The organism is Undibacterium sp. WLX3042 (assembly GCF_049544825.1).
In the GTDB taxonomy this organism is placed as follows: domain Bacteria; phylum Pseudomonadota; class Gammaproteobacteria; order Burkholderiales; family Burkholderiaceae_D; genus Undibacterium.
In genome coordinates, this window is record NZ_CP186698.1 from 1,813,114 (window position 1) to 1,837,695 (window position 24,582).

General features: G+C 53.4%; 23 protein-coding genes. 1 reads left to right on the forward strand and 22 read right to left on the reverse strand.

Annotation, left to right across the window (positions count from 1 at the left end):
* Positions 1–61 precede the first annotated feature (61 nt).
* The 10 genes from ACPAOP_RS08225 to ACPAOP_RS08270 form a co-directional block, all read right to left on the reverse strand.
* Positions 62–1,255 carry an aromatic amino acid transaminase gene (locus ACPAOP_RS08225; protein WP_423679823.1) on the reverse strand — a complete coding sequence of 398 codons (1,194 nt, stop codon included), beginning with the start codon at positions 1,253–1,255 and terminating at the stop codon, positions 62–64.
* Positions 1,256–1,612: 357 nt separating this feature from the next.
* The gene (locus ACPAOP_RS08230; protein ID WP_423709908.1) at positions 1,613–2,227 is read right to left on the reverse strand and encodes a hypothetical protein; all 615 of its coding nucleotides are present in this window, start codon (positions 2,225–2,227) and stop codon (positions 1,613–1,615) included.
* A gap of 130 nt (positions 2,228–2,357) precedes the next feature.
* Positions 2,358–2,825 (reverse strand): hypothetical protein, encoded by a 468-nt coding sequence (locus tag ACPAOP_RS08235; protein WP_423709909.1) that lies wholly within the window; start codon positions 2,823–2,825, stop codon positions 2,358–2,360.
* Between the two features lie 71 nt (positions 2,826–2,896).
* A complete protein-coding gene (locus ACPAOP_RS08240; RefSeq protein ID WP_423709910.1) occupies positions 2,897–3,322 on the reverse strand; it encodes a hypothetical protein in 426 nt (141 codons plus the stop codon).
* Positions 3,323–3,783: 461 nt separating this feature from the next.
* Positions 3,784–4,905: a DUF2855 family protein gene (locus tag ACPAOP_RS08245; protein WP_423709911.1), complete on the reverse strand. Its 1,122-nt coding sequence runs from the start codon at positions 4,903–4,905 to the stop codon at positions 3,784–3,786.
* 55 nt (positions 4,906–4,960) lie between these two features.
* Complete coding sequence (locus ACPAOP_RS08250) at positions 4,961–5,341, reverse strand: hypothetical protein (RefSeq protein WP_423709912.1); 381 nt, start codon at positions 5,339–5,341, stop codon at positions 4,961–4,963.
* A gap of 81 nt (positions 5,342–5,422) precedes the next feature.
* Complete coding sequence (locus ACPAOP_RS08255; protein WP_423709913.1) at positions 5,423–8,755, reverse strand: amidohydrolase family protein; 3,333 nt, start codon at positions 8,753–8,755, stop codon at positions 5,423–5,425.
* 472 nt (positions 8,756–9,227) lie between these two features.
* Positions 9,228–10,361: a CaiB/BaiF CoA transferase family protein gene (locus tag ACPAOP_RS08260; protein ID WP_423709914.1), complete on the reverse strand. Its 1,134-nt coding sequence runs from the start codon at positions 10,359–10,361 to the stop codon at positions 9,228–9,230.
* Positions 10,362–10,490: 129 nt separating this feature from the next.
* Positions 10,491–11,633 (reverse strand): acyl-CoA dehydrogenase family protein, encoded by a 1,143-nt coding sequence (locus ACPAOP_RS08265; RefSeq protein WP_423709915.1) that lies wholly within the window; start codon positions 11,631–11,633, stop codon positions 10,491–10,493.
* An 18-nt stretch (positions 11,634–11,651) separates the two neighbouring features.
* Positions 11,652–12,836 (reverse strand): lipid-transfer protein, encoded by a 1,185-nt coding sequence (locus ACPAOP_RS08270; RefSeq protein WP_423709916.1) that lies wholly within the window; start codon positions 12,834–12,836, stop codon positions 11,652–11,654.
* Positions 12,837–13,092: 256 nt separating this feature from the next.
* Between ACPAOP_RS08270 and ACPAOP_RS08275 the strand changes: the two genes are divergently transcribed.
* On the forward strand, positions 13,093–13,728 hold the full coding sequence (locus tag ACPAOP_RS08275) for a TetR/AcrR family transcriptional regulator (RefSeq protein ID WP_423709917.1): 636 nt from the start codon (positions 13,093–13,095) through the stop codon (positions 13,726–13,728).
* Between the two features lie 23 nt (positions 13,729–13,751).
* On the opposite strand, the gene ACPAOP_RS08280 is transcribed toward ACPAOP_RS08275, so the two are convergent.
* From ACPAOP_RS08280 to urtB, 12 genes are all read right to left on the reverse strand, one after another.
* Positions 13,752–14,387, reverse strand: a complete 636-nt coding sequence (locus tag ACPAOP_RS08280) for a HupE/UreJ family protein (protein WP_423709918.1) — start codon at positions 14,385–14,387, stop codon at positions 13,752–13,754.
* A gap of 180 nt (positions 14,388–14,567) precedes the next feature.
* Positions 14,568–15,239 (reverse strand): urease accessory protein UreG, encoded by a 672-nt coding sequence (gene ureG / locus ACPAOP_RS08285; RefSeq protein WP_423709995.1) that lies wholly within the window; start codon positions 15,237–15,239, stop codon positions 14,568–14,570.
* A gap of 86 nt (positions 15,240–15,325) precedes the next feature.
* The gene (locus ACPAOP_RS08290) at positions 15,326–16,006 is read right to left on the reverse strand and encodes an urease accessory protein UreF (RefSeq protein ID WP_186885765.1); all 681 of its coding nucleotides are present in this window, start codon (positions 16,004–16,006) and stop codon (positions 15,326–15,328) included.
* 21 nt (positions 16,007–16,027) lie between these two features.
* On the reverse strand, positions 16,028–16,552 hold the full coding sequence (gene ureE / locus ACPAOP_RS08295) for an urease accessory protein UreE (RefSeq protein WP_423709919.1): 525 nt from the start codon (positions 16,550–16,552) through the stop codon (positions 16,028–16,030).
* 4 nt (positions 16,553–16,556) lie between these two features.
* Entirely contained in the window at positions 16,557–18,254 is a 1,698-nt protein-coding gene (gene ureC / locus ACPAOP_RS08300; protein ID WP_423709920.1) for an urease subunit alpha, read from the reverse strand.
* Entirely contained in the window at positions 18,251–18,577 is a 327-nt protein-coding gene (locus tag ACPAOP_RS08305; protein ID WP_190480777.1) for an urease subunit beta, read from the reverse strand. The genes ureC and ACPAOP_RS08305 overlap by 4 nt, the downstream gene beginning before the upstream one ends.
* A gap of 8 nt (positions 18,578–18,585) precedes the next feature.
* Positions 18,586–18,888 (reverse strand): urease subunit gamma, encoded by a 303-nt coding sequence (locus tag ACPAOP_RS08310; RefSeq protein ID WP_186885762.1) that lies wholly within the window; start codon positions 18,886–18,888, stop codon positions 18,586–18,588.
* A 301-nt stretch (positions 18,889–19,189) separates the two neighbouring features.
* Entirely contained in the window at positions 19,190–20,101 is a 912-nt protein-coding gene (locus ACPAOP_RS08315; protein ID WP_423709921.1) for an urease accessory protein UreD, read from the reverse strand.
* A gap of 31 nt (positions 20,102–20,132) precedes the next feature.
* Positions 20,133–20,831 carry an urea ABC transporter ATP-binding subunit UrtE gene (gene urtE / locus ACPAOP_RS08320; protein ID WP_423709922.1) on the reverse strand — a complete coding sequence of 233 codons (699 nt, stop codon included), beginning with the start codon at positions 20,829–20,831 and terminating at the stop codon, positions 20,133–20,135.
* Positions 20,832–20,882: 51 nt separating this feature from the next.
* Positions 20,883–21,725 (reverse strand): urea ABC transporter ATP-binding protein UrtD, encoded by an 843-nt coding sequence (gene urtD, locus ACPAOP_RS08325; protein ID WP_423709996.1) that lies wholly within the window; start codon positions 21,723–21,725, stop codon positions 20,883–20,885.
* Positions 21,726–21,745: 20 nt separating this feature from the next.
* Positions 21,746–22,828, reverse strand: coding sequence for an urea ABC transporter permease subunit UrtC (gene urtC, locus ACPAOP_RS08330; RefSeq protein WP_423709923.1), 1,083 nt, complete (start codon positions 22,826–22,828; stop codon positions 21,746–21,748).
* A complete protein-coding gene (urtB, locus tag ACPAOP_RS08335) occupies positions 22,828–24,510 on the reverse strand; it encodes an urea ABC transporter permease subunit UrtB (RefSeq protein WP_423709924.1) in 1,683 nt (560 codons plus the stop codon). The genes urtC and urtB overlap by 1 nt, the downstream gene beginning before the upstream one ends.
* Positions 24,511–24,582: the final 72 nt, after the last annotated feature.

The following is a 24,582-nucleotide window of genomic DNA, read 5'->3' on the forward strand; positions in this document are numbered from 1 at the left end:
CGCATATCACTGAATAATCAACGTTCAGCGAAACCGGGCTGCACCCGGCGTGACATCGTGATTAACTCAGCACTGCCGCAATCGCCTTCGCCGTTGCTTCGACATTGCCCGTATTCAGACCAGCGACGCACATGCGGCCAGAACGCACCAGATACACGCCGAACTCGTCTTTCAGACGATCACATTGTTCTGCTGTCAGGCCGGTGTAGCTGAACATACCGCGTTGCGTCAGGAAGTAACTGAAATCGCGGCCCGGTAATTTCGCACTCAGCACATCGTGCAACTGACGGCGCATTAACTGAATACGATCACGCATCGCAACTACCTCTGCTTCCCACATCGGGCGCAACTCTGGATCTGTCAACACGCGCGCCACTAATTGGCCACCATGCAAAGGCGGATTCGAATAATTGCGACGTATCGTTGCCTTCATCTGACCGAGCACGTTCACCGCCTGCGCCGCATCCGGGCAAACAACGCTCAACGCGCCACAACGCTCGCCATACAGACTCATGCTCTTGGAGAAAGAATTAGCGACGAAGAAGCTCAAACCCTCATCGGCCAGCAAGCGCACCGCATACGCGTCTTCCTCTATGCCATCGCCATAACCCTGATAAGCCAGATCGAGGAAAGCGATCAGCTCGCGCTCTTTCAGCACTGGCACCAGGGCCTGCCATTGCGCCTGCGTCAGATCAACGCCGGTCGGGTTGTGGCAGCATGCATGCAACAAGACGATGCTTTTCTTTTCTGCCGCTTTGAACGCTTCCAGCATGGCATCAAAACGCAGGCCACCAGTCGCGGCGTCATAGTAAGGATAGGTTTTAACCGTGATTCCGGAGCCCTCAAACACGGCGCGGTGATTATCCCAGGTCGGGTCACTCACCAGCATGACGGAACCGGGGAAATAGCGATGAATAAAATCGCCGCCGACTTTCAGACCACCGCTGGAACCCACCGTCTGCAAAGTTACAATACGACCAGCCTTGACCGCCGCATGTTCCGCGCCGAACAACAAATGCTGAACCGCGGTACGGAAATTCGCCGCGCCTTCCATCGGCAAATACGGACGTGCGCCCGCTTCTGCCACCACCTTCAACTCCGCCGCACGCACCGATGGCAGCATAGGAATCTTGCCGGCATCATCAAAGTAAATACCGATGGACAGATTAATTTTGTTTGGACGAGGATCTTTGCCAAACGCCTCATTCAAAGACAAAATAGGATCACCAGGATAGGCCTCGACGTGCTGAAACATGTTATGACTCCAGATAGTTATACATACGACAGGAATATCGCTCCGTACACAGCGTATCCTGAAAATAAAGAAACACAAGATGCGAAGACAGAACGCGACAAGACCGCCATTTTGACATACTCCATCGTCAATACCGCCATTGCGGGAAGATTATCCGCATCTGCTTCTGTGAAAAAACGGGTATCTGCAGACCTCAGTGCAATACGCTTGAGCGCGCACACATGCTGTCGGGCTGCTGCATGCTCAGTAAGCACAAAGCAAATACGCAATATGCACGCTTCAGAATATCGTCCACCGCAGCTGAAAAGTCACATTCAACGATACGCCTGTGTTGAATTCGGCAAGCTGACAGACACGTCAGGCAACGCTTTTCGGGTAGCCAATTGCCTCAGCCTCAGCATAGACTGCACTTAAATCAGCATCGGCGTTCAGCGCCAGAATGACAGCATCATCAAGCGGCTGATGAGAAAACAGCGCCTCTACCGCTGCAAGCGACACAGCAATCTCGTAGTACTCTTCCGCCCATGCTTGATAAGCGGCGGGCGACGACACGATCAGCGCAAGCATGTCATCGGAACCATCATTATCTAAACTACTGCTGACCTTACTCCAGTCCACATCGGCCGTTTGTCGCCAGTAGCAAAAAGTTGCGCGCTCCATAGAAAATGCCGGCTCCTGCAAAAATGACGCAAAATTCGCCGGCACCTGCGCCTGAATGTTGTGAGGAAGTTCAGCATCATCGGCCAGTTCATGTGCGTAACCCTTGATCGCCGCCCCGGCAGCGTCCAGCAGCAAGAACCAGTCATCGCCGCAGCCATTCCGCATCGAAGCCATTTCTTCCCCCTGCCCCCAGTGGCGATCAAAGCTGTAATAGCGATATTCCCATTCCGGACAAAGTATCGCATCCAGCATCGCCAGCGATTGCGTGACCCGGCGTATTTTCGGAATGGATGGTAGTAAATCAGGGGACATGTTTGATACTTAACGTTGAAGCTAACCGGCCCGCAACGGCATGGCGCCGGAGGGCCAGAATGAAATGAGGCCCGGAGGCGGCATGCCGTTGCGGGTCCGGTTGAGCGACTGGTTAGGCATCAGGAGCATGCTATTCACCGTGCCCCCCATATCGAAGAACGACTTCCCGAAATCTCCCCATCGCACCCGTTTCCCTATTGGTAAGGTCCCAGTAGTTGGACACTGCGCGATCAATCATCTCTGCAGCCTTCACATCAACTGGAAATGAAATCTGATCGACCTCACTAAAGTGCTTGCAACGATTCTTGTAGAAGTTGGCTAGATTGGCGATCTCCTTTCTCGCCGCTTTTGCTTCAGGGGAATCTGCCTCGGCGTCAACAAAGCCGAGAGCGCCAAGTGCGCCTGACGTGATTTCGTCTAGCCAATGCGTTTGCCCTCGCTTGTTTAGTAGCTTGCCTAGGATTTCTTCAGCGGCACCCGCGAGAGTTAGTGCGGAAACGTAGTCCTTCGGCCCCATGAACAAGTCAATCGCGCGCTCGAGCTGTCGATGGGCGATCTCTAGGTTTGTCAGAGTTTCGTCAACGCGAGCGAGCTTCATCTGATGCCTAACGTTGAAAATCACCGGACGAAGGCAAGCGCAGCTTGCCGAAGGTCCGGTGGATTGTGATGTTAGGCATTGGCTTCTGCCTCATTTTCGGTTGGATACACCGACAGACACAGAGAAATACCGGCCTGACCTGACAACGACAACAACGCTGGCGGAAATGTGAATGAGGACCAACCAGGCGGATATATTTCAGCCCCGAAATCAAGAACCAACCACTCAACACCAGGGAACGAACTCAGGCGATCTAGGTTTTCAAGGTTGCTTTGAAGGAACGAAATTACATCTTCAATTTGCTGCGGCAAATCGGAGAAGCTGGCTTCGCTGGCCACAATTCGAATGCCCGAGGATTCATTGATTTGTTCGTTTGTAGTGCTATTCGGGAAGTGCCTCTCACCCTTCCGCCACATTGAATCAATGAGAAGTGGGACGCTAGCGATGAAGCCGTCCGCATTGAAATTTGTGCCACCGGCTCGGAGCATGCAACTCATAGATGCCTAACTTGTTTTAAAGTGCAAAATGGCAAAATAACAGATGAATGAAAAATAAGCAACAAGTTCCAATGCCTCGCAAGTCCTTATCTGGTATAGCTTTTTTTCGTTATACTGATTAAACGCACAGTATAACAACAGGAACCTGCCCGCGTTCGTCGCAGGCTCAAATATGTCGGGGTATCACATCAGTTAGGCGCACAGACGCATGCGCCTAAACCCGAGGGGAAAATGTTCTCATTCTGCATACTCCCCCCTGTTTTTAATAAAACACCCTTAATCCCTGCAGAAACATTGGGCTTGCAGATATACCCCGGGGAGTATATTTTCGGGGTTTGAAGGGCTGAAAAAGAGTATGGAGAGCACCTGAGGCTGCCAGCCAACGCGTTTAGTACAAAAAATCAGTAGCAGGCAATCGGGCGATTTGCCTGCACTCTGACAATATTGGTTAAGAAAGTCGTTTAATCCAACGGACGGCACAGAGACAGCACATGCCCCTGATCCGGGCGGGCGGCACCGCTCAGCATGGCTTCATAGACCTGACGTACATCGGTTTCGCCATAGCCGTGGCTGATCTGCATCCACGGTTTTTCAGCCGCCGTGACGGGTTGCATGAAGGCTTGCCATGCGTCTGCAAGGCGTTTCTGTACTCCGCCCGGGCCCCAGTCTGTGATGCGTTTTTTGATTTGTGCCGGAGCAAAAAACAGGGTTGGTCGCGCCCCCGGCAAACCGGATGCACCGCTGAGTTCATCCCAGTGCGTGCCGCCAACGGCGCAGCTGTATTTCATGTTGTCGCCGAAATGATGATGCAACTGGCTGCGCAACTGCCCGTTGCCCGCCATATCGACATACACCACAGCCTGATCAGCCGCCAGTGTGGCAACCTGATCATAGCTGATGACCTGATCGTAAATTCCCATATTGCGGACGAAGTCCAGATTCGCTGCCGAGGTCAGGCCGATCACTTTGCAGGTTTTATCCTTGCGCTGCGACAGCATGAACGCGAGGCCATACGCCGTTTTGCTGGAGGCACTCGAAATCAGCACCGATTGCGCACCGAAAAACTGGTTGTCATCGAGAAAATCATCGATCATGAAGGATGTGATAAACAGCGGCCGCAGCAGCACTTGCACGTCTTCCGATTCTTTGGTGTAGCCGGGGTCGGTCGTGGTTCTGACGTAATGGTTGTACAAGCCATGCATGGTCTGGCGGTGTTCTGCCCCATCCATAAAACCTGCGTCCGACACGCGGGTGGCATTCACGGTCAAATGCGTCGCCATCGGGTAGTAGCCATAGAACCGTTCGCCGACCTGCACACCATCGGCTTTGGACGCGATGACATCGGCAAAGCCCCAGACCGGAATATTTCCCCAGCCCTTTTCTGTGGGAAAGAAATTCCAGTATTGCATAGCCTCGCCAAAAGCGGCATAGGTCACGTTATTCGAGGTGAAAGCAAAACGGTCTATCTGCAGCAACACCTGTCCGTCTTGGAGCTCGCCCAGCGTTGGTACACGCAAAGGGACGAATCTGGATTCAGGCAAGTGGCTTTTGTTGACGATGAATTCTTTCGGCTGGATGCTCATGTCTCGTTATCTGTTTTGTTAAAAAGTACAGTATTGCATGTTTTCTGACATCTTTTCAAAAGCGATACCAGCTGTGCCGGATTGCCGCTTCAAACCGAACACAGAGTTCTTGCACACGCGCCTGATGACAGTATTCTGCGAAACCAGGCGCAACAAAAAATACCCCACCGGATAAAAACATCAAATGCACCGCAATGAAGCCGGCACTCACCATAACAAAGCCCACTTTTGGTGCAACGCAATAAAAATGCCCGGACAAGCATCTGATTTCAGAAATCACAGAATCAGATGGCGAAAAAAAAAGCCCGCAATTGCGGGCTTGAATCCAAAACCTGTGGGGTATTGGAGGAGACAGCTCCAATATACTGCAATGCAGCAAAAATGTATAGCGTTTTTTAAAAAAAATCGAAAATCCATAAAAAATGGCATTACCCAAAGTGGAATAATGCCATTCTTAAAAAAACTCCCGCGTTACAAGGTGTATTCACCCTGAACCTGCAAGAGGTCTGAGTGGTGTTTATTCTTCCGCGTGATTATGCGAATAATCATTGGCTTCCACCGGCACGTTCGCGCCGTTGATGCCTTCAAAGAAGAAAGGCTTGCGGGCTTTTTTGCTTGCACCGGTTTCATTCATGCTGGCGGTATCGTATAAGCGGCCATTGATCATCACCTGAGTGATGCGATCTGACTGGCGAATGTCTTTCAGCACATCGCCATCGATCACCATCAGATCGGCCAGTTTGCCCGGTTCCAGCGAGCCCACATCTTTATCCAGCCCCAGGTAGCGCGCGCCGTTCATCGTCGCACTGCGGATCGCTTCGATCGGTGTCATACCGCCGCGCACCAGCGTCCACATTTCCCAATGCGCCGCCAGACCTTCACGCTGACCATGCGCCCCCAGATTCACAGGTACACCGGCTTTTTGCAGCGCCACGGCGGTTTCCGCGGTACGGAACACATTGAAATCCTCTTCCGGTGCGGTCACACGGCGCACACTGCGCGGTTGCAATACCGAGCGCGGCACGTATTTAGACAAGAGTGGATGCTTCCAGACATCAGTACGCGCATACCAGTAATGTTCGCCATCCAGACCGCCGTAAGCAACGCCCAGCGTCGGGGTATAACCGACCTTGGTCTGCGACCATAACTGCTTGACGTCGTCATAGACTTTTTCCACTGGCAACGCGTGCTCGACACCGGTATGGCCATCAACCACCATGGTCATATTGTGCTGGAACAGCGAGCCACCTTCGGGCACCACCATCATGCCGGTCTGCCGTGCGGCTTCCAGAATCTGTTGACGCTGTTCGCGGCGTGGCTGATTGTAGCTTTTCACCGAAATCGCACCCGCTGCTTTCAGGCGTTTCAGATGCGTCATCGCGTCATCCAGACTATTCACCACAGCGCTGAAATTACCTTTTGCGCCGTACAAAATCGTGCCGGTGGAAAAAATACGCGGCGCCACCACTTCTCCGGCTTTTTGTAATTCGCTGTGCGTGAAAATATCATTGGTGTCGTTTGACGGATCATGTATCGTCGTCACACCAAAAGCGAGCGACGCGTAATCGATCCAGCTTTGTTGCGGGATAATGCCGCCCTCACCCATGCCACCATGCCAATGCACATCCACGATGCCCGGCAATATCGTTTTACCTTTCGCATCAATCACCGTTGCACCGGCAGGCGTCGCCACCTCTGACGTTTTACCTATCTGCACAATGCGATTGTCTTTGATGACGATGCGGCCATCTTCAATCACTTCATCGCCTTTCATGGTCGCAATTTTTGCACCAGAAATCACCGTCACACCGGCAGGTTTATCAGCCTTTTGCGCAAAGCCTATTTTCATGCCGTTTTCACTGAATTTAGGCAACTCTTTCGGCGCACCAGGCACGAAAGCAAAGGCGTCTTTCAGATCGCGGGTGAACAATTCATCACCCAGCGCAAAATGAATTTTCTTGCTATCGCCCGACCAGTGCAGATATTGGCCAGCGTTCACATCCAGTTGTTTGACTGGCAGCGCATCCATTTTCTGGCCTATCGTGATTGGTTTGCCCGCCAGCGGCAGCGGCGTCACATACGCATGGAAACGCTCACCGAATGCCAGCCACTCACCATCAGGTGAGATCGCAAATTCACCGGCAAATTCACTCTTTGCGACCGCCTGTTCCGGCGATTTATCCAAAGGCACACGCACCAGCGATGTCGTCCAATCGACTTCGCCGGTGTATTTGGTCCGGCTCACATACACTGCGCTGCTATCTTTACCAAATTGCGGCGCACTACCGTCTTCCGTCACCAGTATCGGTGCAGATTTACCGTCGGCATTGGCGATATACACACCTGTTTCGACTGCATACCACGGCGTGGTCAGGTAACCGCCTCTGGCTTTGACGAAAACAACTTGCTTACCATCCGGTGAAAAACGGGCCTGCACATATTTACCCGGTGCTTTCGTGATTACAGTGTCTTTGCCTGAGGCGATATCCAGCACTCTGACCGTACCCAGTTTCTGATCATTCCAGGTGGTGTAAACGACGCTTTTACCATCACGGGAAAAGCTGGGGAAATATTCAAAATTCTCGGTTTGTTTCGTCAGGCGACGCGGTGTGCCATTCGGTAAATCGCGGATATACAAATGCCCCAGCGCCGAATAAATCACTTTGTCACCTGCCGGTGCCACATTTACCCACCGCAGCTGATGCACATCGAACTGATCCGGCGCGACCTCATGCGCGAAGCGCAATGCCGGACGAATTTCACGCGTATCTTTGACATGGAAAGCGATCTCAGTTGCTTTGCCTGCAAACGGATCAAGACGCCATAATTTTCCCTTGGCCCAGACCACAATTTCTTTACTGCCCGGCATCCACGCAAACGCCGGATACACGCCGTGAATCGCCCAGGCTTCCTGCATATCGCGTTCCAGTTCAGGCCAGGCGGCAGTTTCAGCGCCGGTCTCCAGATTTTTCAGAAACAGCGTCGATTGATTGCGCACACGACGCACGAAGGCGAGGTATTTTCCGTCCGGCGAAGGCACAGGACGCACCGCACCACCGGGGCCACTGACGATGGCTTTGACTTTACCGTCCTGCAAATCTTTGCGGAAAATCTGATAAATCTGCCCATTCGAGTCTTTGTTGTATTCAAACGAAGTGCCGCCAGTTGTGTCTTGCGAATAATAGACATAACGGCCATCCGGCGAGAATGCGGGTTCGCCCAGATCTTTTTGCCAGTTCGGTTTTTCATTCAGTTGTATGCCTGCGCCGCCGCTGGTGTGATACATCCAGATTTCACCCGAGCCCAGCGAACGCGTGCCGCTGTAATGTTTACGGGCAGCGATGTAATTGCCATCCGGATGCCAGACCGGATTATTCAACAGGCGGAAATCTTCTTTCGTCACGGCACGTGCGTTGCTGCCGTCGGCATCCATGACCCAGACATTATCGCCACCACCTGCGTCCGACATAAATGCAATATGTTTGCCATCCGGCGAAAAACGCGGCTGCATTTCCCAGGCGACAGAATGCGTGAGCGCTTTCGCTTCACCACCGGACACAGGCAGGCTGTAAATATCGCCGAGCAAATCAAATACCAGTTGCTTGCCATCTGGGCTGACATCGACACTCATCCAGGTGCCGCTGCGGGTATCGATATCCACCGTTTGTTTGTCACCGGGCGGATTATTCACATCCCATTTTTTCTTGTCGGTATCTGCCTTTTTTTCGGCCTTGTTTTCTGCTTTGGTGTCGGTGGTAGCTGTTTTTTCAGCTCCGGCGGCAAATGTAGCTGCAACCGGAAAGCACATCATGACTGCCAGTGCGCCTGGCAAGAGTCTGGAAACACGCATCAGTTTTTCTCCTGTTTCTTTTTTTTGAGGGTTCGCGCTCGCACGTTTGCTTGCCGTAGTGTTGACGCCGGCTGAGCGCTGATGATCGTTGACGTCTGTCGGACTGAGCGAAGCAGAAAATAGTTCCCGCTGTCAGCGCTTTTCATTACCGCTTTTTGCTGATGGATGACGCTCTGCTCAGCGTCAGCACTCATGGCGTGTGTGCAGAGAAACGACAAACGCAGACGCCGTGATGCCGCGAGCAGTGACAGGCAGAGAACATCGCCGGTATCAGCCGGGTGTTACAGCAATTCAGTAAGCGCGGGACAAATCGCGCCACAAGCGCTTAAAAACCGGGAAAAATGCCTAATATATACCCCCCCCAGTATTTTTTAAAACCCTTTATTTACAATGAGGATAGAGCGAAATCAGCAGATACTCCCCTGTTTTCTGCTTTTTTAAAGGATTTACCCAGACAGCAGAAGCAAATCGTTCAGTTTTTAAGCGTTGCAGTGTCAGTGATGCCCCAGTCACGCAGTATGTCCTGACTGTGTTGCCCAGGTTGCGCCGGTGCTTGCGGCAGATCCGGCACACTGCGGCTGAAACGCGGTGCTGGTGCTGGCTGTGTCACGCCAGCGATCTCGACAAAATTCTGCCGCGCCAGATTATGCGGATGCTGCGGTGCCTCGGCCATATCCAGCACAGGCGCAAAACAGATGTCGGTGCCTTCCATAATGGCGCACCATTCGGCCCGGGTTTTCGTCAGAAAAACCGCCGCTAATTTTTGTTTCAGCTCCGGCCATGCTGGCGTGTGCATTTGCTGCTGAAACGCGGGATCGGTGATGCCTGCGTGTTGCAGCAATAGCTGATAAAACTGCGGTTCTATTGCACCGACCGAAACAAATTTACCGTCCGCGCAGGCGTAGGTATCGTAAAAATGCGCGCCGCCATCGAGCATATTGCTGCCGCGCTGATCATTCCACGCACCGTAAGCACGGAAGCCATACAGCATCGCGCCGAGCAAGGCGGAACCATCGACCATCGCCGCATCCACGACCTGGCCGCGCCCGGATGTTTTTGCCTCGAGTAAGGCGCAAACGACACCGAACGCCAGCATCATCGCACCGCCGCCAAAATCACCGACCAGATTCAGCGGCGGTGCCGGTGACGTATCGGGGCGACCCATTGCATGCAGCATGCCGCTCAAGGCGATGTAATTCAGATCGTGCCCTGCTACTTGCGCTAAAGGACCATCTTGCCCCCAGCCTGTCATGCGGCCAAACACCAGACGCGGATTTTTTTGCAGGCAGACATCCGGCCCCAGCCCCAGCCTTTCCATCACGCCGGGACGAAATCCTTCGATCAGCGCATCGGCTTTGCCGATCAACTCCAGTAAGGTTGCGCGGTCTTGTGGCTGCTTCAGATCGAGCGCCAGCGAACGCCGGCCGCGCGCCATCACATCGTATTTCGTGCCCAGCATAGGAAATGGATTCGCCGCACCAGCGACCGATGGACGATCTATGCGTATGACCTCCGCCCCCATGTCGGCAAACATCATCGCCGCAAACGGGCAAGGCCCCAGCCCCACCATTTCTATGATGCGCAAACCACTTAATGGACCACTCATACTGCCTCCGGAGAATGATTATCTGATGCAAGGTGCGTCGCGTTTTCTTCCATACGCTCCGCATCGTCGTACCAAACAGCACACGCGATTCTGTCAGAACGACACCCTGATCAATTTACTTGCAATCGCTTACAAGCCGCGGGCGATGATTTCTTTCATGATTTCATTCGCCCCGCCATAAATGCGCTGCACACGGGCATCCGCATACATCTGCGCAATCGGATATTCGAGCATATAACCATAGCCACCGAACAGTTGCAGACACTGATCGACAACTTTGCATTGCAGGTCGGAGATCCAGTATTTCGCCATCGACGCCAGCTCAGTATCCATGCGGCCTTCGAGCATATCGACGATGCAACGGTCGATAAAGGTACGGGCAATGGTGGCTTCAGTTTTGATTTCCGCCAGTACAAAACGGGGGTTCTGCATGTCTATCAATGCCTGTCCAAACGCCTTGCGCTGTTTCGTATGCTCGACTGTCAGCTGCAAAGCACGTTCTATCGCGGCGACCCCGGTGACACCGAGTATCGTGCGTTCATACGGTAACTCTGTCATCAATTGTGCGAAGCCACGACCTTCCACACCTCCGAGCACCGCATCCGCAGGCACGCGCACATCATCAAAAAACAGCTCACAGGTATCCTGCCCTTTCTGACCGATTTTCTCCAGGATGCGACCGACTTTAAAACCGGGACAATCTCTGGTTTCCAGCAACATCAGCGAAACACCTTTGGCACCCGCGTCCGGATCAGTTTTGGCAACGACAACGATCAGATCAGCCAGATAGCCATTCGAGATAAAAATTTTTGAGCCATTAATGCGGTAACCATCTGCATCCGCCAAGGCAGTGGTGCGTATGCCTTTCAGATCAGAACCGGCGCCGGGTTCGGACATCGCAATCGCCGCGACCATTTCACCGCTCGCCAGCAAGGGCAGATATTTTTTCTTTTGCGCTTCCGTGCCCTGATTCAGAATGTAGTGCGCCACAATCGCATGCACATGGATGCCGAACGCCATGTCACCGGCATAAGTCACTTCTTCAAACACGATCGCCTGATGCGCAAAAGTGCCGCCGGAACCACCGTATTCTTCAGGAATATCTGCGAGCAGCATACCCATCTCGCCACCTTTGCGCCACAACTCGCGATCGACGTGTTGCTGTCTGGCCCAACGTTCCTGATGCGGTACCACTTCGCTCTCGACAAAACGGCGAATCGCATCGCGGAAACCTTCCAGCTCGGCTGTCATCCAGGGGGATGTATATTGCATATTATTTTCCTCTCTGCCTCAGGATTGGCGATACATGGTGACGACGCAAGCGCCGCCCAGTCCCAGGTTATGCTGCAGTGCTGTCCGCGCATTGGCGACCTGTCGCGCTCCCGCATTGCCACGCAATTGCTGGGTCAGCTCGAAACACTGCGCGAGCCCGGTGGCGCCCAGCGGATGCCCTTTCGACAGCAAACCGCCGGAAGGATTGGTCACGACTTTACCGCCGTAGGTATTGTCGCCATCGTCAATGAATTTTTCCGCGCCGCCTTCGGGGCATAAACCCAGTGCTTCGTAAGTGATCAGTTCGTTGTGCGCAAAGCAGTCGTGCAATTCGACGACATCCAGATCTTCCGGGCCTACACCAGCCTGGGCATAGACTTTCGCTGCTGCACTCTGGCTCATGTCGTAACCCACTACGCGCATCATGTCACTTGAATTAAAAGTGCTGGGCGTATCCGTCGTCATGGCTTGTGCAGCAATATACACTTGCGTATTCAGGCCACGCGCTTTGGCAAATTTTTCAGAGACCAGAACTGCCGCAGCGGCGCCGCAGGTCGGCGGACATGCCATCAGCTTCGTCATCACACCGGGCCAGATCATGGTGGAATTCAGCACGTCTTCCGGTGTCACTTCCTGACGGAACAAGGCCAGCGGATTATTCACCGCATGGCGGCTGGCTTTGGCGCGGATTTTTGCAAACGATGCCAGCGGTGTGCCGTATTTCTGCATGTGTGCCAGACCGGCACCACCAAAATAACGCAGCGCCAGCGGAATCTGTGGCATGCCGACCAACTGATCGGTCACGGCATCAAACGCATCAAACGGGCTAGGTCTGTCCTGAAAGACAGAGCCCAGCGCGCCCGGGCTCATCTGCTCAAACCCCAGCACCAGCACGCAATCAACAGCACCGCTGGCAATCGCCTGACGCGCCAGAAACAAGGCACTGGAACCGGTCGAGCAATTATTATTCACATTCACAATCGGTATGCCGGACATGCCGATCTGATACAAAGCCTTTTGCCCTGCCGTTGAATCGCCGTACACATAACCAACATACGCCTGCTCGATATCATCGTAGCTGAGGCCCGCATCAGCGAGTGCCAGACGGCCAGCTGTCATTCCCATCTGATCGTAACTCGCGCTGTTGCCTGGCTTGACGAAAGGGATCATCCCTACGCCGGATACATATACCCGCTGATTCATGTGTGTCTCCTGATTATTTTTATCGTTGATAGATGATGTAAAACTGAGCCTATACAAAAACTGTAGCAGCTCATTGACAGCTCTGCCTGACAGCTTTGCCGCATCGTCCGCAAACGGCCTGACTGAAGCGGGCAACAAAATAGGTCAAACGACCAATTAAGCAAAAATTATAGGTCAGTCGTACTATTTGTCAATCGTTATGGGATAATTTTGCCTCACACGTATTCACCCAAGCGGTCATTTCCACACATTACTCATGCCTGACGCACTGCACACCTCGTTGAAAAGCAAACCTTCCGGAACCACAGAAAAAGGCATGGAACGGGTGCATGCGATTCTGAGCGTTGCGCGGACGATTTTTGCGACCGAGGGTTACGCTGGTTTATCGATGCGCAAAGTCGCTTCGCAGGCGGGCATCAGCCTCAGCAACGTGCAGCACTATTATCAAAGCAAAGATTTGCTGATCGAAGCCGTGCTGCTGATGACCATGAATACGTTTCAGGAAAAACTCGATCACATCACCGCAGCGAAGGACAAACTGTCACGCATAGAGCAGCTCAACAGCGCGATTGATATGTTTCTGGAGGAATTGAATGACCCGCTGACGCACGGTTTGTTTTTTGAATTATGGGCACTGGCGGCGCGCAATGCGTTTGCGTCAGCGCTGATGGATACGATGATTCTACGTGAACGCAAAGCCATCTATAAATTGATACGCGGTATGCACCCGGATGTCAGTGATGACGAGTACATGTTACGCGCAGTTCTGATCGTCGCTCAGGTGGAAGGTCTGATGTTGTTCCGCTATCACAAGCACAGACAAAAAACAGAAATGCAGGCGGTACATGCAGCGTTGAAGAAAAGCATAGTCCAACTTGCCACCACCGCATAAGGCCTGCATCCCTCTCATAAAAATCAGGCCATCGCCGATACAAAGAACAAGCCGCTAAGTGCAATACCGGCACCGGCGATGCGGTTGAGTTTTGCACTGATTTTTGTACTGAGTAAGTGGTTTGTGGTGATCGTCGCAAACAAGCCGCTCAGATGCAGCAAGGCAGTCGCGGCAACAAAACCGGCACCGAACGCCAAGGCTTTACCATCGACAGGCATTTCAACCCCATGCGCATAACCATGCGCGACCGCGAATACTGCAATCAGCGCGGTGCTGGCGGCCAGCGGCAATTTCACCGCGCCCGCGATCAGCAAACCAAGGATCAGCACAGAAGCAGCAATCCCCGCTTCCACACCGGGAAGGATGACGCCACTCATGCCCAGCGCAGCACCTGCCGTCATCATCAGCGGAAATGCCAGTGGCAGCAACCAGTAAGCCGGGCGCTGATGCTGCGCGGCCCAGATGCCTACCGCCAGCATCGCCAACAGATGATCTGTGCCCATCAACGGATGCAGAAAACCAGCCAGAAAACCGCTGCCGCCAGCGACGGAATGCATCACGCTGACGTGGGCAAATGCGGGTGTAGCGACCAACATCGTTGCGCTCAGCAAGCTCAACAAGCTCAGTAAATGGCGGGATTTAACGGTGATGGATTTCATGATTTTTTCCTTCAGCTTAGATGAATACGAATGGTAGGAATTAATAATTTTCAGAAAAAAAAATACTGCAGGACTTACGCAAAATTGTCCCGGCAAGGCTGGGCGACAAAGACAGTACGAATAGTACGGCCAGGAGCCATAACGCAGCTGGGGCGGTTTTGCGCAAGTCCTCGCGCGGGCTTATGGTCTGACTTCGTCCAGCATGCCCTGCTCACGAATGAAACTCACCACGGCTTCCAGCCCGTCACCAGTGCGCAGATTCGTAAACACAAACGGGCGCGTGCCGCGCATGCGTTTGGCATCCTGCGCCATGATGTCGAGGTTCGCACCAACATGCGGTGCCAGATCTGTTTTATTGATGATCAGCAGATCAGACCGGGTGATGCCGGGGCCGCCTTTACGCGGGATTTTTTCACCGCCTGCCACGTCGATCACATAAATCGTCAGATCGGATAATTCAGGACTGAAGGTCGCCGCCAGATTGTCACCGCCAGATTCCACCAGTATCAGATCAAGATCAGGAAAATCGGCACTCATACGCGCAATCGCTTCCAGATTAATTGAGGCATCTTCACGAATCGCGGTGTGCGGGCAACCGCCGGTTTCCACGCCCATCAGTCTTTCCGCTGGCAACGCATCAGCACGCAGCAGAATTTCCATGTCTTCTTTGGTGTAAATATCATTCGTGATAACCGCCATTTCATAGTCATCGCGCATGCGCTTGCACAGCATTTCGCACAGGGCGGTTTTGCCGGAACCGACCGGGCCACCGATGCCGACACGCAAGGGATTCGGTTCGCTTTTGCCTGTTGCTGTGCTCGTATCGGCTGTGCTCGTATCGGCTGTATTCATATTTTCTGTATTCATAGTCATTCTGTTCCTGTTGTTCTCATGTTGAGGCGACAAACATCATCTTTAACTTCCGTCTGTAAAACACATCAGGAACGGTAAAGACGGCTGTACTGCACTTCATGCTGCATAGACAAAAGCGACAAACCCGGCGACCAGTTCGATAACTGATGGTCTTCCAGATGTTCTGCCAGCGTCGCTGCAGCTTCCAGATCTGCACGCAAAGACAGCAATAAACGCTGCCCTGCGACCTGCCCCAGCGGTATTGATTTCACACACACCAGCGCCTGATTTTCTGCCCAGGTAAATAACATGCCCAGCAAGGCTGCTTTCGCCGGCACCTCCAGCGCGACGGCGGCACAAGCCAGTGCAGTCGGTAATGGCAACTCGCTTTGCGCCTGCAAGATCGTCAGCAATGCAGGATCAGCAATCTGCAAATCACCGACCAGCTTGCCCAGCGAATACCCCATTTGTATGGTTTCTGCGCGAAACTCTGCGGTATCGCGCGCGGCGATAAATAATTCATTCCAGTACGTCACGGCAGTCAGATCTTTTTGCTGAAACGCGCGTATCAGTCGCCATAAAACCGGCGCTTCAAAGCGGGCAACGACTTCGCGCAAATACGTGGCGATCCATGTCCGCGCTGTCGCTTCATTTTTTACCGTGCCATTCTCTATCGCTGCTTCCAAACCCTGCGAATAGCTGTAAGCCCCTATCGGCAACGACGGGCTGGCGAGCTGCAACAGATGAAGTAAGGCGGCGGATTGCATGTGCTCATTGTCTTTTGTTGTTTACTGCTTATCCGAAGGGCGATGTATGCGCTGTCGCAAGGGTATCGGCGCCAGCGGATTATGCGGATGCATGTCATCGCCACCATGATGATGACCACCGCCGTAAGCGCCAGCCTCGGGCTCAAAACTCGCCATCTCTTCAGTTACGACCGCGTTCAGGCCTTCCAGCATTTCTTTCAGCACCGGGTCTTTGCGGATACGTAAAAAGCCATCGCCGAGTTGCGCTTGCGTGTGCCGGTTTCCCAGATGGAAGGCGCAGCGCAGCAATGCAAACGCATTCGCACATTCGACTTTGTAAGTAGGCTCAGCCGCCGCCAGCACCTGAATAATGCGGCCATCATTTGCCAGCATCAGATCACCATCGCGCATCACGGTGCCACGCACGGTGAATACGGCAACATCTTCGCCACTTTGCAAGGTCGCACGCAAACGCGATTTTTCGCGCAATTCATACGGCAGAATAAGTTGGCCGTCGATCTGAGGCGCATTCTCACTGCGTTCAATTTTGGTATGGAGTGTCAGCATCATGTCAGAATAAAAAATAGCGCTGTGCCATCGGTAAAATCTTGGCCGGTTCGCACACCAGCAATTCACCATTCGCACGTACTTCATAGGTTTCGGGGTCCACTTCCATCTTTGGCGTGAGCCCGTTCAGGATCATGTCTTGTTTGCGTATCGTGCGCGTGTTCTTTACCGGAATCAGGGTTTTAGTCAGTTTCAGTTGTTCCGCTAATCCGGCATCCAATGCCGCCTGCGAAACAAAGGTGAACGATTTTTTCAGGCCGCCGCCAAACGCGCCGAACATCATGCGGTAATGCACAGGCTGCGGTGTAGGAATCGACGCATTCGGATCGCCCATCTGCGCCGCGGCGATCATGCCGCCTTTCAGTATCATCGATGGTTTCACGCCGAAGAACGCGGGTTTCCACAACACGATATCGGCAATTTTTCCAACTTCCAGCGAACCCACCGCATGCGAAATGCCATGCGTGATCGCCGGATTAATCGTGTATTTAGCGATGTAACGCCGGACACGGAAATTATCGTTATGGCGACTGTCTTCCGGTAACGCACCGCGCTGTTGTTTCATCTTATCGGCGGTTTGCCAGGTGCGCATAATCACCTCTCCAACGCGCCCCATCGCTTGCGAATCTGACGACATCATCGAGATCGCCCCGATGTCATGCAGAATATCTTCGGCAGCAATCGTCTCACGGCGTATGCGTGATTCGGCAAACGCGATGTCTTCTGCAATCGCAGGATCAAGGTGATGACAGACCATCAGCATATCCAGATGTTCATCGAGCGTATTGACGGTGTAGGGCCGGGTCGGATTGGTTGACGACGGCAGCACATTGCCCTCGCCGACTGCGGCGATGATGTCCGGCGCATGGCCGCCGCCCGCGCCCTCGGTGTGGAAAGTATGTATCGTGCGGTCTTTGAATGCGGCCAGCGTGTGCTCTAAAAAACCGCCTTCATTCAAGGTGTCGCTATGAATGGCGACCTGCACATCCATGTTGTCGGCCACACTCAGACAATTATCAATGGCCTGCGGCGTTGTTCCCCAGTCTTCATGCAGTTTCAGGCCTATCGCACCGGCACGTATCTGCTCTTCCAGCGGCAACGGCAGGCTGACATTGCCTTTACCTAAAAAACCTAAATTCATAGGAAACGCATCTGCGGCCATGATCATGGAATGCAGATGCCACGGCCCCGGTGTGCAGGTCGTCGCCGCTGTGCCGACCGCAGGCCCGGTGCCGCCACCAAGCATGGTGGTTACGCCGCTCATCAGTGCTTCTTCTATCTGTTGCGGACAAATGAAATGAATATGCGAATCAATGCCACCGGCAGTCACGATCATACCCTCGCCCGCAATGATTTCAGTCGCACCGCCAATCGCCATATCCACACCGGGCTGGATATCAGGATTGCCCGCCTTGCCTATGCAGGCGATCAGGCCGTTTTTCAAACCGATATCCGCCTTGACGACGCCCCAGTGATCGAGAATCACCGCATTCGTGATCACGGTATCCATCACACCCGCATGCGGGCGCTGAGATTGCCCCATGCCATCGCGTATCACTTTGCCGCCGCCGAATTTGACTTCTTCACCATAGATCGCAAAGTCTTTTTCGATCTCAATAAATAAACCGGTATCGGCAAGACGAATACGGTCGCCGGTGGTCGGGCCAAACATTTCGGCATACGCCTGACGCGAAATTTTCATGCGTTGTTCTCCTTCGCATCCAGTGCGCCCATGACTTTGCCGCTGAAACCAAACACCCGCCGTTCACCTGCCAGCGCCACCAGCTCAACCGTGCGTTGCTGCCCCGGCTCAAAGCGCACCGCCGTACCCGCAGCGATATTCAGCCGCATGCCATACGCCGCCTGCCGCTCAAATTGCAATGCCGGATTGGTTTCAAAAAAATGAAAATGCGAGCCCACCTGAATCGGCCGGTCACCGCTATTAGCGACCGTCAGCGACGTCGTCTGCCGCCCCACGTTCAACTCGATATCGCCGTCAGCGATCAGCATTTCTCCCGGAATCATGTGGCCTCCTATGGAATCGGATGATGAACGGTCACCAGCTTGGTGCCATCAGGAAAAGTCGCCTCAACCTGAATATCAGGAATCATTTCAGGAACCCCTTCCATCACATCGGCACGGCTCAATATCTGCGTGCCATCGGACATTAGCTCTGCGACGCTTTTACCATCGCGTGCACCTTCCATGATCGCCGCAGTAATCAGCGCCACCGCTTCGGGATAATTCAGTTTCAGGCCACGCGCCTTGCGTCTTTCCGCCAGCAGCGCCGCCGTAAAAATGAGTAGTTTGTCTTTCTCTCTCGGGCTCAGATCCATCGTTCGCTTTCCTCATCTGCCTACGCAATGTGTTATTGACAGAAACAGCAAGAATCAAACCAGCCAGAACGCACCAAGTTTTACAGGCAACGCACCGCCGAGAAATGATGTGCGCATCAAATAAGTGCAGGTTGATTGATTTTGGTGCGACTGGAGATGCGACGGAAATTCTCTTAGCTGCCGAAAGGGAATAGCGTTTGTATTCGCTCGCGCTGCAGATATCGCATTGGTACTGGTGCGATGACTTTAGTAAATAGCAGTCGTCGGCAAAACAATGCGAATCTCTGGAAAAATCAGCTACTCAGGTATTCCAGATGCGCGGTATGCGTGCAGGTTGTCTGGCGATGACGGGACGCAGGTGTTGCCAGACCAGTTGCATCCATGCGCGGGCGACTTCGCTGGAATTGCCGAGATAACGCGCGACCAGCACTGACTTCATTTGCGTGACGCCACACAAAGCCTGTGGCTCGCGCGCATCTAGTAAGGCGCGGCTTTCTTCGCGTAATTGCAAAAGCTGTGCGCTGCTGAGCATGGCGCCTGCCGCCAGTACCATGCCACTGACAGAACGACCAGCAAGCCCCAGCGGACTTTGCATGGACTCGCCATCACCTTCCAGACAACCTTGCTCAAACCAGATCAGTTTGCCATCACGATAGATGCGGCTGTGTTGCCAGATATTGCCGCTGGTGTAGATTTCACCGGCAGCGGTGCGGCCAAAACACAGAATGTCGGACGCAATGACGGCGGCATTGCCGCTGAGGTGAATATCCTGATGCAAGGATACGCAGGCATCATCAAAAAATATGGTTTCTTGCGGCAGCCATTCCATGACCGCGCCGTCAGCGACATGTAGCACCACAGCTTGCTTAGATGTGTAGCCATTGCCGCGATACCATTTGGCGGCGCCGGGCGTGGTGATCAGGGCGTGGGTTCCCGCGCCCAGCGTTGCGCTGATCTGCAATTCGTCGCCACCGACCACGCCACCGGGAGGATGAATAATGATCGCGTGGCAAATCTCCGCGCCTTCGGGATACAAAGGCTTTTGTACCCGCAGCGGGCCAGTGTGCTGACGCTCAGTCAGGCGTGTGGTCTCTGCATCTTTGCTAAACCCCAGTTGCAAACGTGCCTGCCAGTGGGCTTTTTCTGGTGCGGATGGTGCAGATACTGCATCAGTTTCGGTGATAGGCGTCGTAACAGTGATAGGCAAACTCATGCAGACTCACAACAAAAAAACAAGAACCACACTATACCGCCAGATGGCGTTTGATATCGTCGCCATCCATCAAATCCTGTGTGCCGGACGCCACGACTTCACCGCGCGTCAAGACTACAAACTGATCGGCCAGTTCACGTGCGAAATCAAAATACTGTTCGCACAGCAGAATGCCAATATCGCCGCGTTCACGCAAGAGCCGGATCACACGACCAATGTCTTTGATAATCGATGGTTGTATGCCTTCGGTGGGTTCATCGAGAATAATCAGCTTGGGTTCGGCCAGTAAAGCGCGGGCAATCGCGAGTTGCTGTTGCTGTCCACCAGACAAATCGCCGCCGCGCCGGTGCAGCATTTCCTTCAACACGGGGAATAATTCATACACTTCGCCTTTGATCGTTTTGGCGCGTTTCGCTGGCAGCGTGGCCATGCCCATCAGCAAATTATCTTCCACTGTCAGACGGGCAAATATCTCGCGCCCTTGCGGCACATAGGCAATACCAGCTTTCGCCCGCTCATGCGGCGTCAGCTTCTTAATATTGCGTCCTTCAAATATCACTTCACCCTGTGATGCAGGCAACACACCCATCAGGCATTTGAGCAAGGTGGTTTTACCGACGCCGTTACGCCCCAGCAAGGTCAGGCATTCACCTTTATTCAAGGATAGGGAAATGCCGCGCAGCGTATGACTGGAGCCGTAATATTGATGGAGTTGATTAACTTCTAGCATGATTTTTCCGATTTAAACGGCGGCTGTAGGCTGCCTGACATCATCTTATTTTCAGCGCCCCAGATAGACTTCGATCACACGTTCATCTGCCTGCACCTGCTGCATCGTGCCCTCTGCCAGTACGGCACCTTCGTGCAATACCGTGACCTTGCCCAGTTGTGCAATCTCGGTCACAAATCCCATGTCATGTTCCACCACCATGATCGAGTGTTTGCCACGCAATTCATTCAGCAATTCGGCGGTGCGTGCGGTCTCAGCATCCGACATGCCTGCAACCGGCTCGTCCAGCAAAATCAGTTGCGGCTCTTGTATCAGCAACATGCCGATTTCCAGCCATTGTTTCTGCCCGTGCGACAGCAAACCGGCGAGGCGTTTTTCTTCACCCTGCAAACGTATCAGTTGCAATATCGCCGCGATCTTGTCGCGCTGTTCGCTATTCAATCTGGCAAATAAAGTCGTCTTGACCCGCTTATCCATTTTCATGGCGAGTTCCAGATTCTCGAACACCGTGTGCTGCTCAAACACCGTGGGGCGCTGAAATTTGCGACCGATACCTGCATGCGCAATGTCGACTTCATTCATCTTGCTCAGATCCATGGTCTGACCAAAAAATGCGGTGCCCGATGCAGGCCGGGTTTTGCCGGTAATCACATCCATCATGGTGGTTTTACCGGCACCGTTCGGCCCGATGATGCAGCGTAATTCACCGACAGAAATATCCAGCGTCAGATGATTGATCGCTTTAAAACCATCAAAGGAGACAACGATATCTTCCAGATACAGAATCGCGCCATGCGTGGTATCGACACCTGCCTGCCGGACTCTGCCATAGGAAACACCCTGATCGCCGGTCGCCGATGGGTATTGCTGGCCGGGACGCAATACGCCGCTCATCACGCCGTTCATCAGGTAAGTCATGCGGCCTCCCCGCGTTTTCTGAATTTACATGCCAAACCCAAGATGCCTTGTTGCATAAACAGGGTCACCAGTATGAATAACAAGCCCAGCGCATACAGCCAGAGATCAGGAAAGGCCGCCGTAAACCAGCTCTTCAGACCATTCACAGTGAACGCGCCGATAATCGGGCCGAGTAAAGTGCCGCGTCCGCCAACGGCGGCCCAGATCACCATCTCGATGGAATTTCCCGGTGACATTTCAGACGGATTGATGATGCCAACCTGTGGCACGTACAAAGCCCCGGCAATGCCGCACAAGACTGCAGACAAGGTCCAGATAAACAGCTTGAACCATAAGGGATCGTAGCCGATGAACATCAGGCGGGATTCGGAATCCCTGACCGCCTGCAACACCCGCCCGAGTTTGGACTGCACGATCCAGCGACACAAAAATAAGGCGGCCAGCAGAATCACTAAGGTGGTCAGATACATCACCGCTTTCGTGCCAGGCGCGGTAATGCTGAAACCGAGGATGCGTTTAAAATCGGTAAAGCCGTTATTGCCGCCAAAGCCTGTGTTATTGCGGAAAAACAGCAGCATGAAAGCAAAAGTCATCGCTTGCGTGATGATGGAAAAATACACGCCTTTGATTCTGGAACGGAAAGCGAAATAGCCAAAGACGAACGCCAGCACACCGGGCACCAGCACCACCAGCGCCATGCAATACCAGAAATGATCCGTCAGAGACCAGTACCACGGGTAGGTTTTCCAATCGAGGAACACCATGAAATCGGGCAAATCGCTTTGATATACACCGTCACGGCCTATTGCCCGCATCAGATACATGCCATGCGCATAAGCGCCGAGCGCAAAAAAGACGCCGTGCCCCAAAGACAAAATACCGGTGTAGCCCCACACCAGATCCAGCGCCATCGCCGCCAGTGCGTAACACATGAACTTCGCAACGATACCGATCACATACGCTGACACATGCAAGGCATGGCCTGCCGGGAACACGAGATAGCACAACGGCAGCAAGGCGGCGATCAGCGCCAGTACAACGATGCCCGCCCATGCCGGACGTGAAAATAAATGGCGCATCAGTCGACACTCCTTCCCTTGAGTGCAAACAAGCCTTGCGGTCTGCGTTGAATAAAGATAATGATGAACACCAGAATCACAATTTTGGCCATCACCGCACCTGCCACCGGCTCCAGAAATTTATTCACTTCACCGAGGCCGAATGCCGCAATCACGGTACCCGCCAGCTGGCCGACACCGCCCAGCACCACCACCATAAACGAATCGACGATATAGCTCTGTCCCAGATCAGGGCCGACATTCCCCAACTGAGACAAAGCAACGCCGCCCAGACCCGCGATACCAGAGCCGAGACCAAAGGTCAGCATATCGATCTTGCCGGTCGCTACGCCGACACAATCGGCCATGCGGCGGTTTTGCGTCACGGCCCGCACAAATAAACCCATGCGGGTTTTATTCAGGATCAACCAGACCGCAAACACCACGGCCAGAGAAAAGAAAATAATGATGATGCGGTTATAAGACAGCACCAGCGAGCCCATTACCGTGACACCGCCAGACATCCAGGCCGGATTAGCCACCTCGACGTTTTGCGCGCCGAACACCGAACGCACGCCCTGCATCAGCATCAGGCTGATACCCCAGGTGCAAAGCAGGGTTTCCAGAGGGCGGCCATACAGCCAGCGAATCACCGTGCGCTCGAGCACGATACCGACCATGCCCGACACCAGAAAAGCCGCTGGCACGGCCAGCAATAAATACGCATCAATCGCTTCCGGAAAAAAATGTCGGAACAGTGACTGACAAACATAAGTCGTGTAGGCACCGATCATCAGCAATTCGCCATGCGCCATATTGATGATGCCCATCAGTCCGAACGTGATCGCCAGCCCCAACGCTGCCAGCAACAACACGCTGCCGAGCGAGATACCGTAAAACAGATTGCCGACAAATTCGGTGCGGGCTATGCGGCTGTCGATGGCATTGAGGGTTGCCACCGCTGCGACGCGTATGCTTTCGTCCGGCTCGGCGTAACTGCCATCAGCACGCTGCGCAATCATTTCCTGTAATGCCGGTCGCAGATTGGCATTCGCACTATTGACCAGCGTCTTCAGCGCCGCTTTGCGGATAGCCGGGTCTTCTGCGTGCAGATTGACGGTGGCAATCAGCATTTGCAGCAATGCGCCGATTTCAGGATCTTTTTCTTTGACATACGCCTTGTTCAGCAAAGGCAGTTGTTCCGGCGTCGCTTCTTTTTGCAACGCCTGCGCCGCCGCCAGACGAACGGCGCGCTCAGGCGCAAACAACTTCAGACCGGATAAGGCGCTATCAACTGCCGCCCGCAGCCGATTGTTAATCGCAATGACATCAGCACCATCGGGTAAGGCAAGCTTTTTGCCATCGGCCAGAGACATAAACTGTTCACCATCCGGCAGAAAAACCTGATCGTCTTTGAAATACAACTCTTCATTTTTCAGTGCGCTCAGCACTTTCGCGGCTTCATCATTCGCCAGCGCGGCTATCGTATTGACGGCAACGATACGCGCATCCGGATCTTCACCTGCCAGCGCCTTGAGCTGACTCGCTTCAATCGCCGCATGCGCTGTTGCCGGCAGCAATATCGATGTCGCGATGCTGAACAGGATGCCGCATAATCCGCCACGTAATCTGCTAAGCAATGTTCCACCTGATGTGGCGGACATCGTGACAAGCTGGCGTGCCAACATTTTCTGGAATGTCATAGTTCTGCAGACGTGTTCATTAATCGAATTTTCGTGCAAGCTGGTTGTGTACGAGAGCGGGAAAACACCACC

Bases quoted from the DNA above. Each gene is read 5' to 3' on its own strand.
- ACPAOP_RS08255 (WP_423709913.1), bottom strand. From the start codon at position 8,755: ATGCGTGTTTCCAGACTCTTGCCAGGCGCACTGGCAGTCATGATGTGC.
- ACPAOP_RS08310 (WP_186885762.1), bottom strand. From the start codon at position 18,888: ATGGATCTGAGCCCGAGAGAGAAAGACAAACTACTCATTTTTACGGCG.
- ureC (WP_423709920.1), bottom strand. From the start codon at position 18,254: ATGAAAATTTCGCGTCAGGCGTATGCCGAAATGTTTGGCCCGACCACC.
- ACPAOP_RS08240 (WP_423709910.1), bottom strand. From the start codon at position 3,322: ATGAGTTGCATGCTCCGAGCCGGTGGCACAAATTTCAATGCGGACGGC.
- urtB (WP_423709924.1), bottom strand. From the start codon at position 24,510: ATGACATTCCAGAAAATGTTGGCACGCCAGCTTGTCACGATGTCCGCC.
- ureG (WP_423709995.1), bottom strand. From the start codon at position 15,239: ATGAATACAGCCGATACGAGCACAGCCGATACGAGCACAGCAACAGGC.
- urtE (WP_423709922.1), bottom strand. From the start codon at position 20,831: ATGCTAGAAGTTAATCAACTCCATCAATATTACGGCTCCAGTCATACG.
- ACPAOP_RS08315 (WP_423709921.1), bottom strand. From the start codon at position 20,101: ATGAGTTTGCCTATCACTGTTACGACGCCTATCACCGAAACTGATGCA.
- ACPAOP_RS08235 (WP_423709909.1), bottom strand. From the start codon at position 2,825: ATGAAGCTCGCTCGCGTTGACGAAACTCTGACAAACCTAGAGATCGCC.
- ACPAOP_RS08280 (WP_423709918.1), bottom strand. From the start codon at position 14,387: ATGAAATCCATCACCGTTAAATCCCGCCATTTACTGAGCTTGTTGAGC.
- ACPAOP_RS08260 (WP_423709914.1), bottom strand. From the start codon at position 10,361: ATGAGTGGTCCATTAAGTGGTTTGCGCATCATAGAAATGGTGGGGCTG.
- urtD (WP_423709996.1), bottom strand. From the start codon at position 21,725: ATGAGCGGCGTATTGCGTCCCGGCCAGCAATACCCATCGGCGACCGGC.
- ACPAOP_RS08305 (WP_190480777.1), bottom strand. From the start codon at position 18,577: ATGATTCCGGGAGAAATGCTGATCGCTGACGGCGATATCGAGTTGAAC.
- ACPAOP_RS08265 (WP_423709915.1), bottom strand. From the start codon at position 11,633: ATGCAATATACATCCCCCTGGATGACAGCCGAGCTGGAAGGTTTCCGC.
- ACPAOP_RS08270 (WP_423709916.1), bottom strand. From the start codon at position 12,836: ATGAATCAGCGGGTATATGTATCCGGCGTAGGGATGATCCCTTTCGTC.
- ureE (WP_423709919.1), bottom strand. From the start codon at position 16,552: ATGCTGACACTCCATACCAAAATTGAACGCAGTGAGAATGCGCCTCAG.
- ACPAOP_RS08225 (WP_423679823.1), bottom strand. From the start codon at position 1,255: ATGTTTCAGCACGTCGAGGCCTATCCTGGTGATCCTATTTTGTCTTTG.
- urtC (WP_423709923.1), bottom strand. From the start codon at position 22,828: ATGCGCCATTTATTTTCACGTCCGGCATGGGCGGGCATCGTTGTACTG.
- ACPAOP_RS08290 (WP_186885765.1), bottom strand. From the start codon at position 16,006: ATGCAATCCGCCGCCTTACTTCATCTGTTGCAGCTCGCCAGCCCGTCG.
- ACPAOP_RS08245 (WP_423709911.1), bottom strand. From the start codon at position 4,905: ATGAGCATCCAGCCGAAAGAATTCATCGTCAACAAAAGCCACTTGCCT.
- ACPAOP_RS08230 (WP_423709908.1), bottom strand. From the start codon at position 2,227: ATGTCCCCTGATTTACTACCATCCATTCCGAAAATACGCCGGGTCACG.
- ACPAOP_RS08275 (WP_423709917.1), top strand. From the start codon at position 13,093: ATGCCTGACGCACTGCACACCTCGTTGAAAAGCAAACCTTCCGGAACC.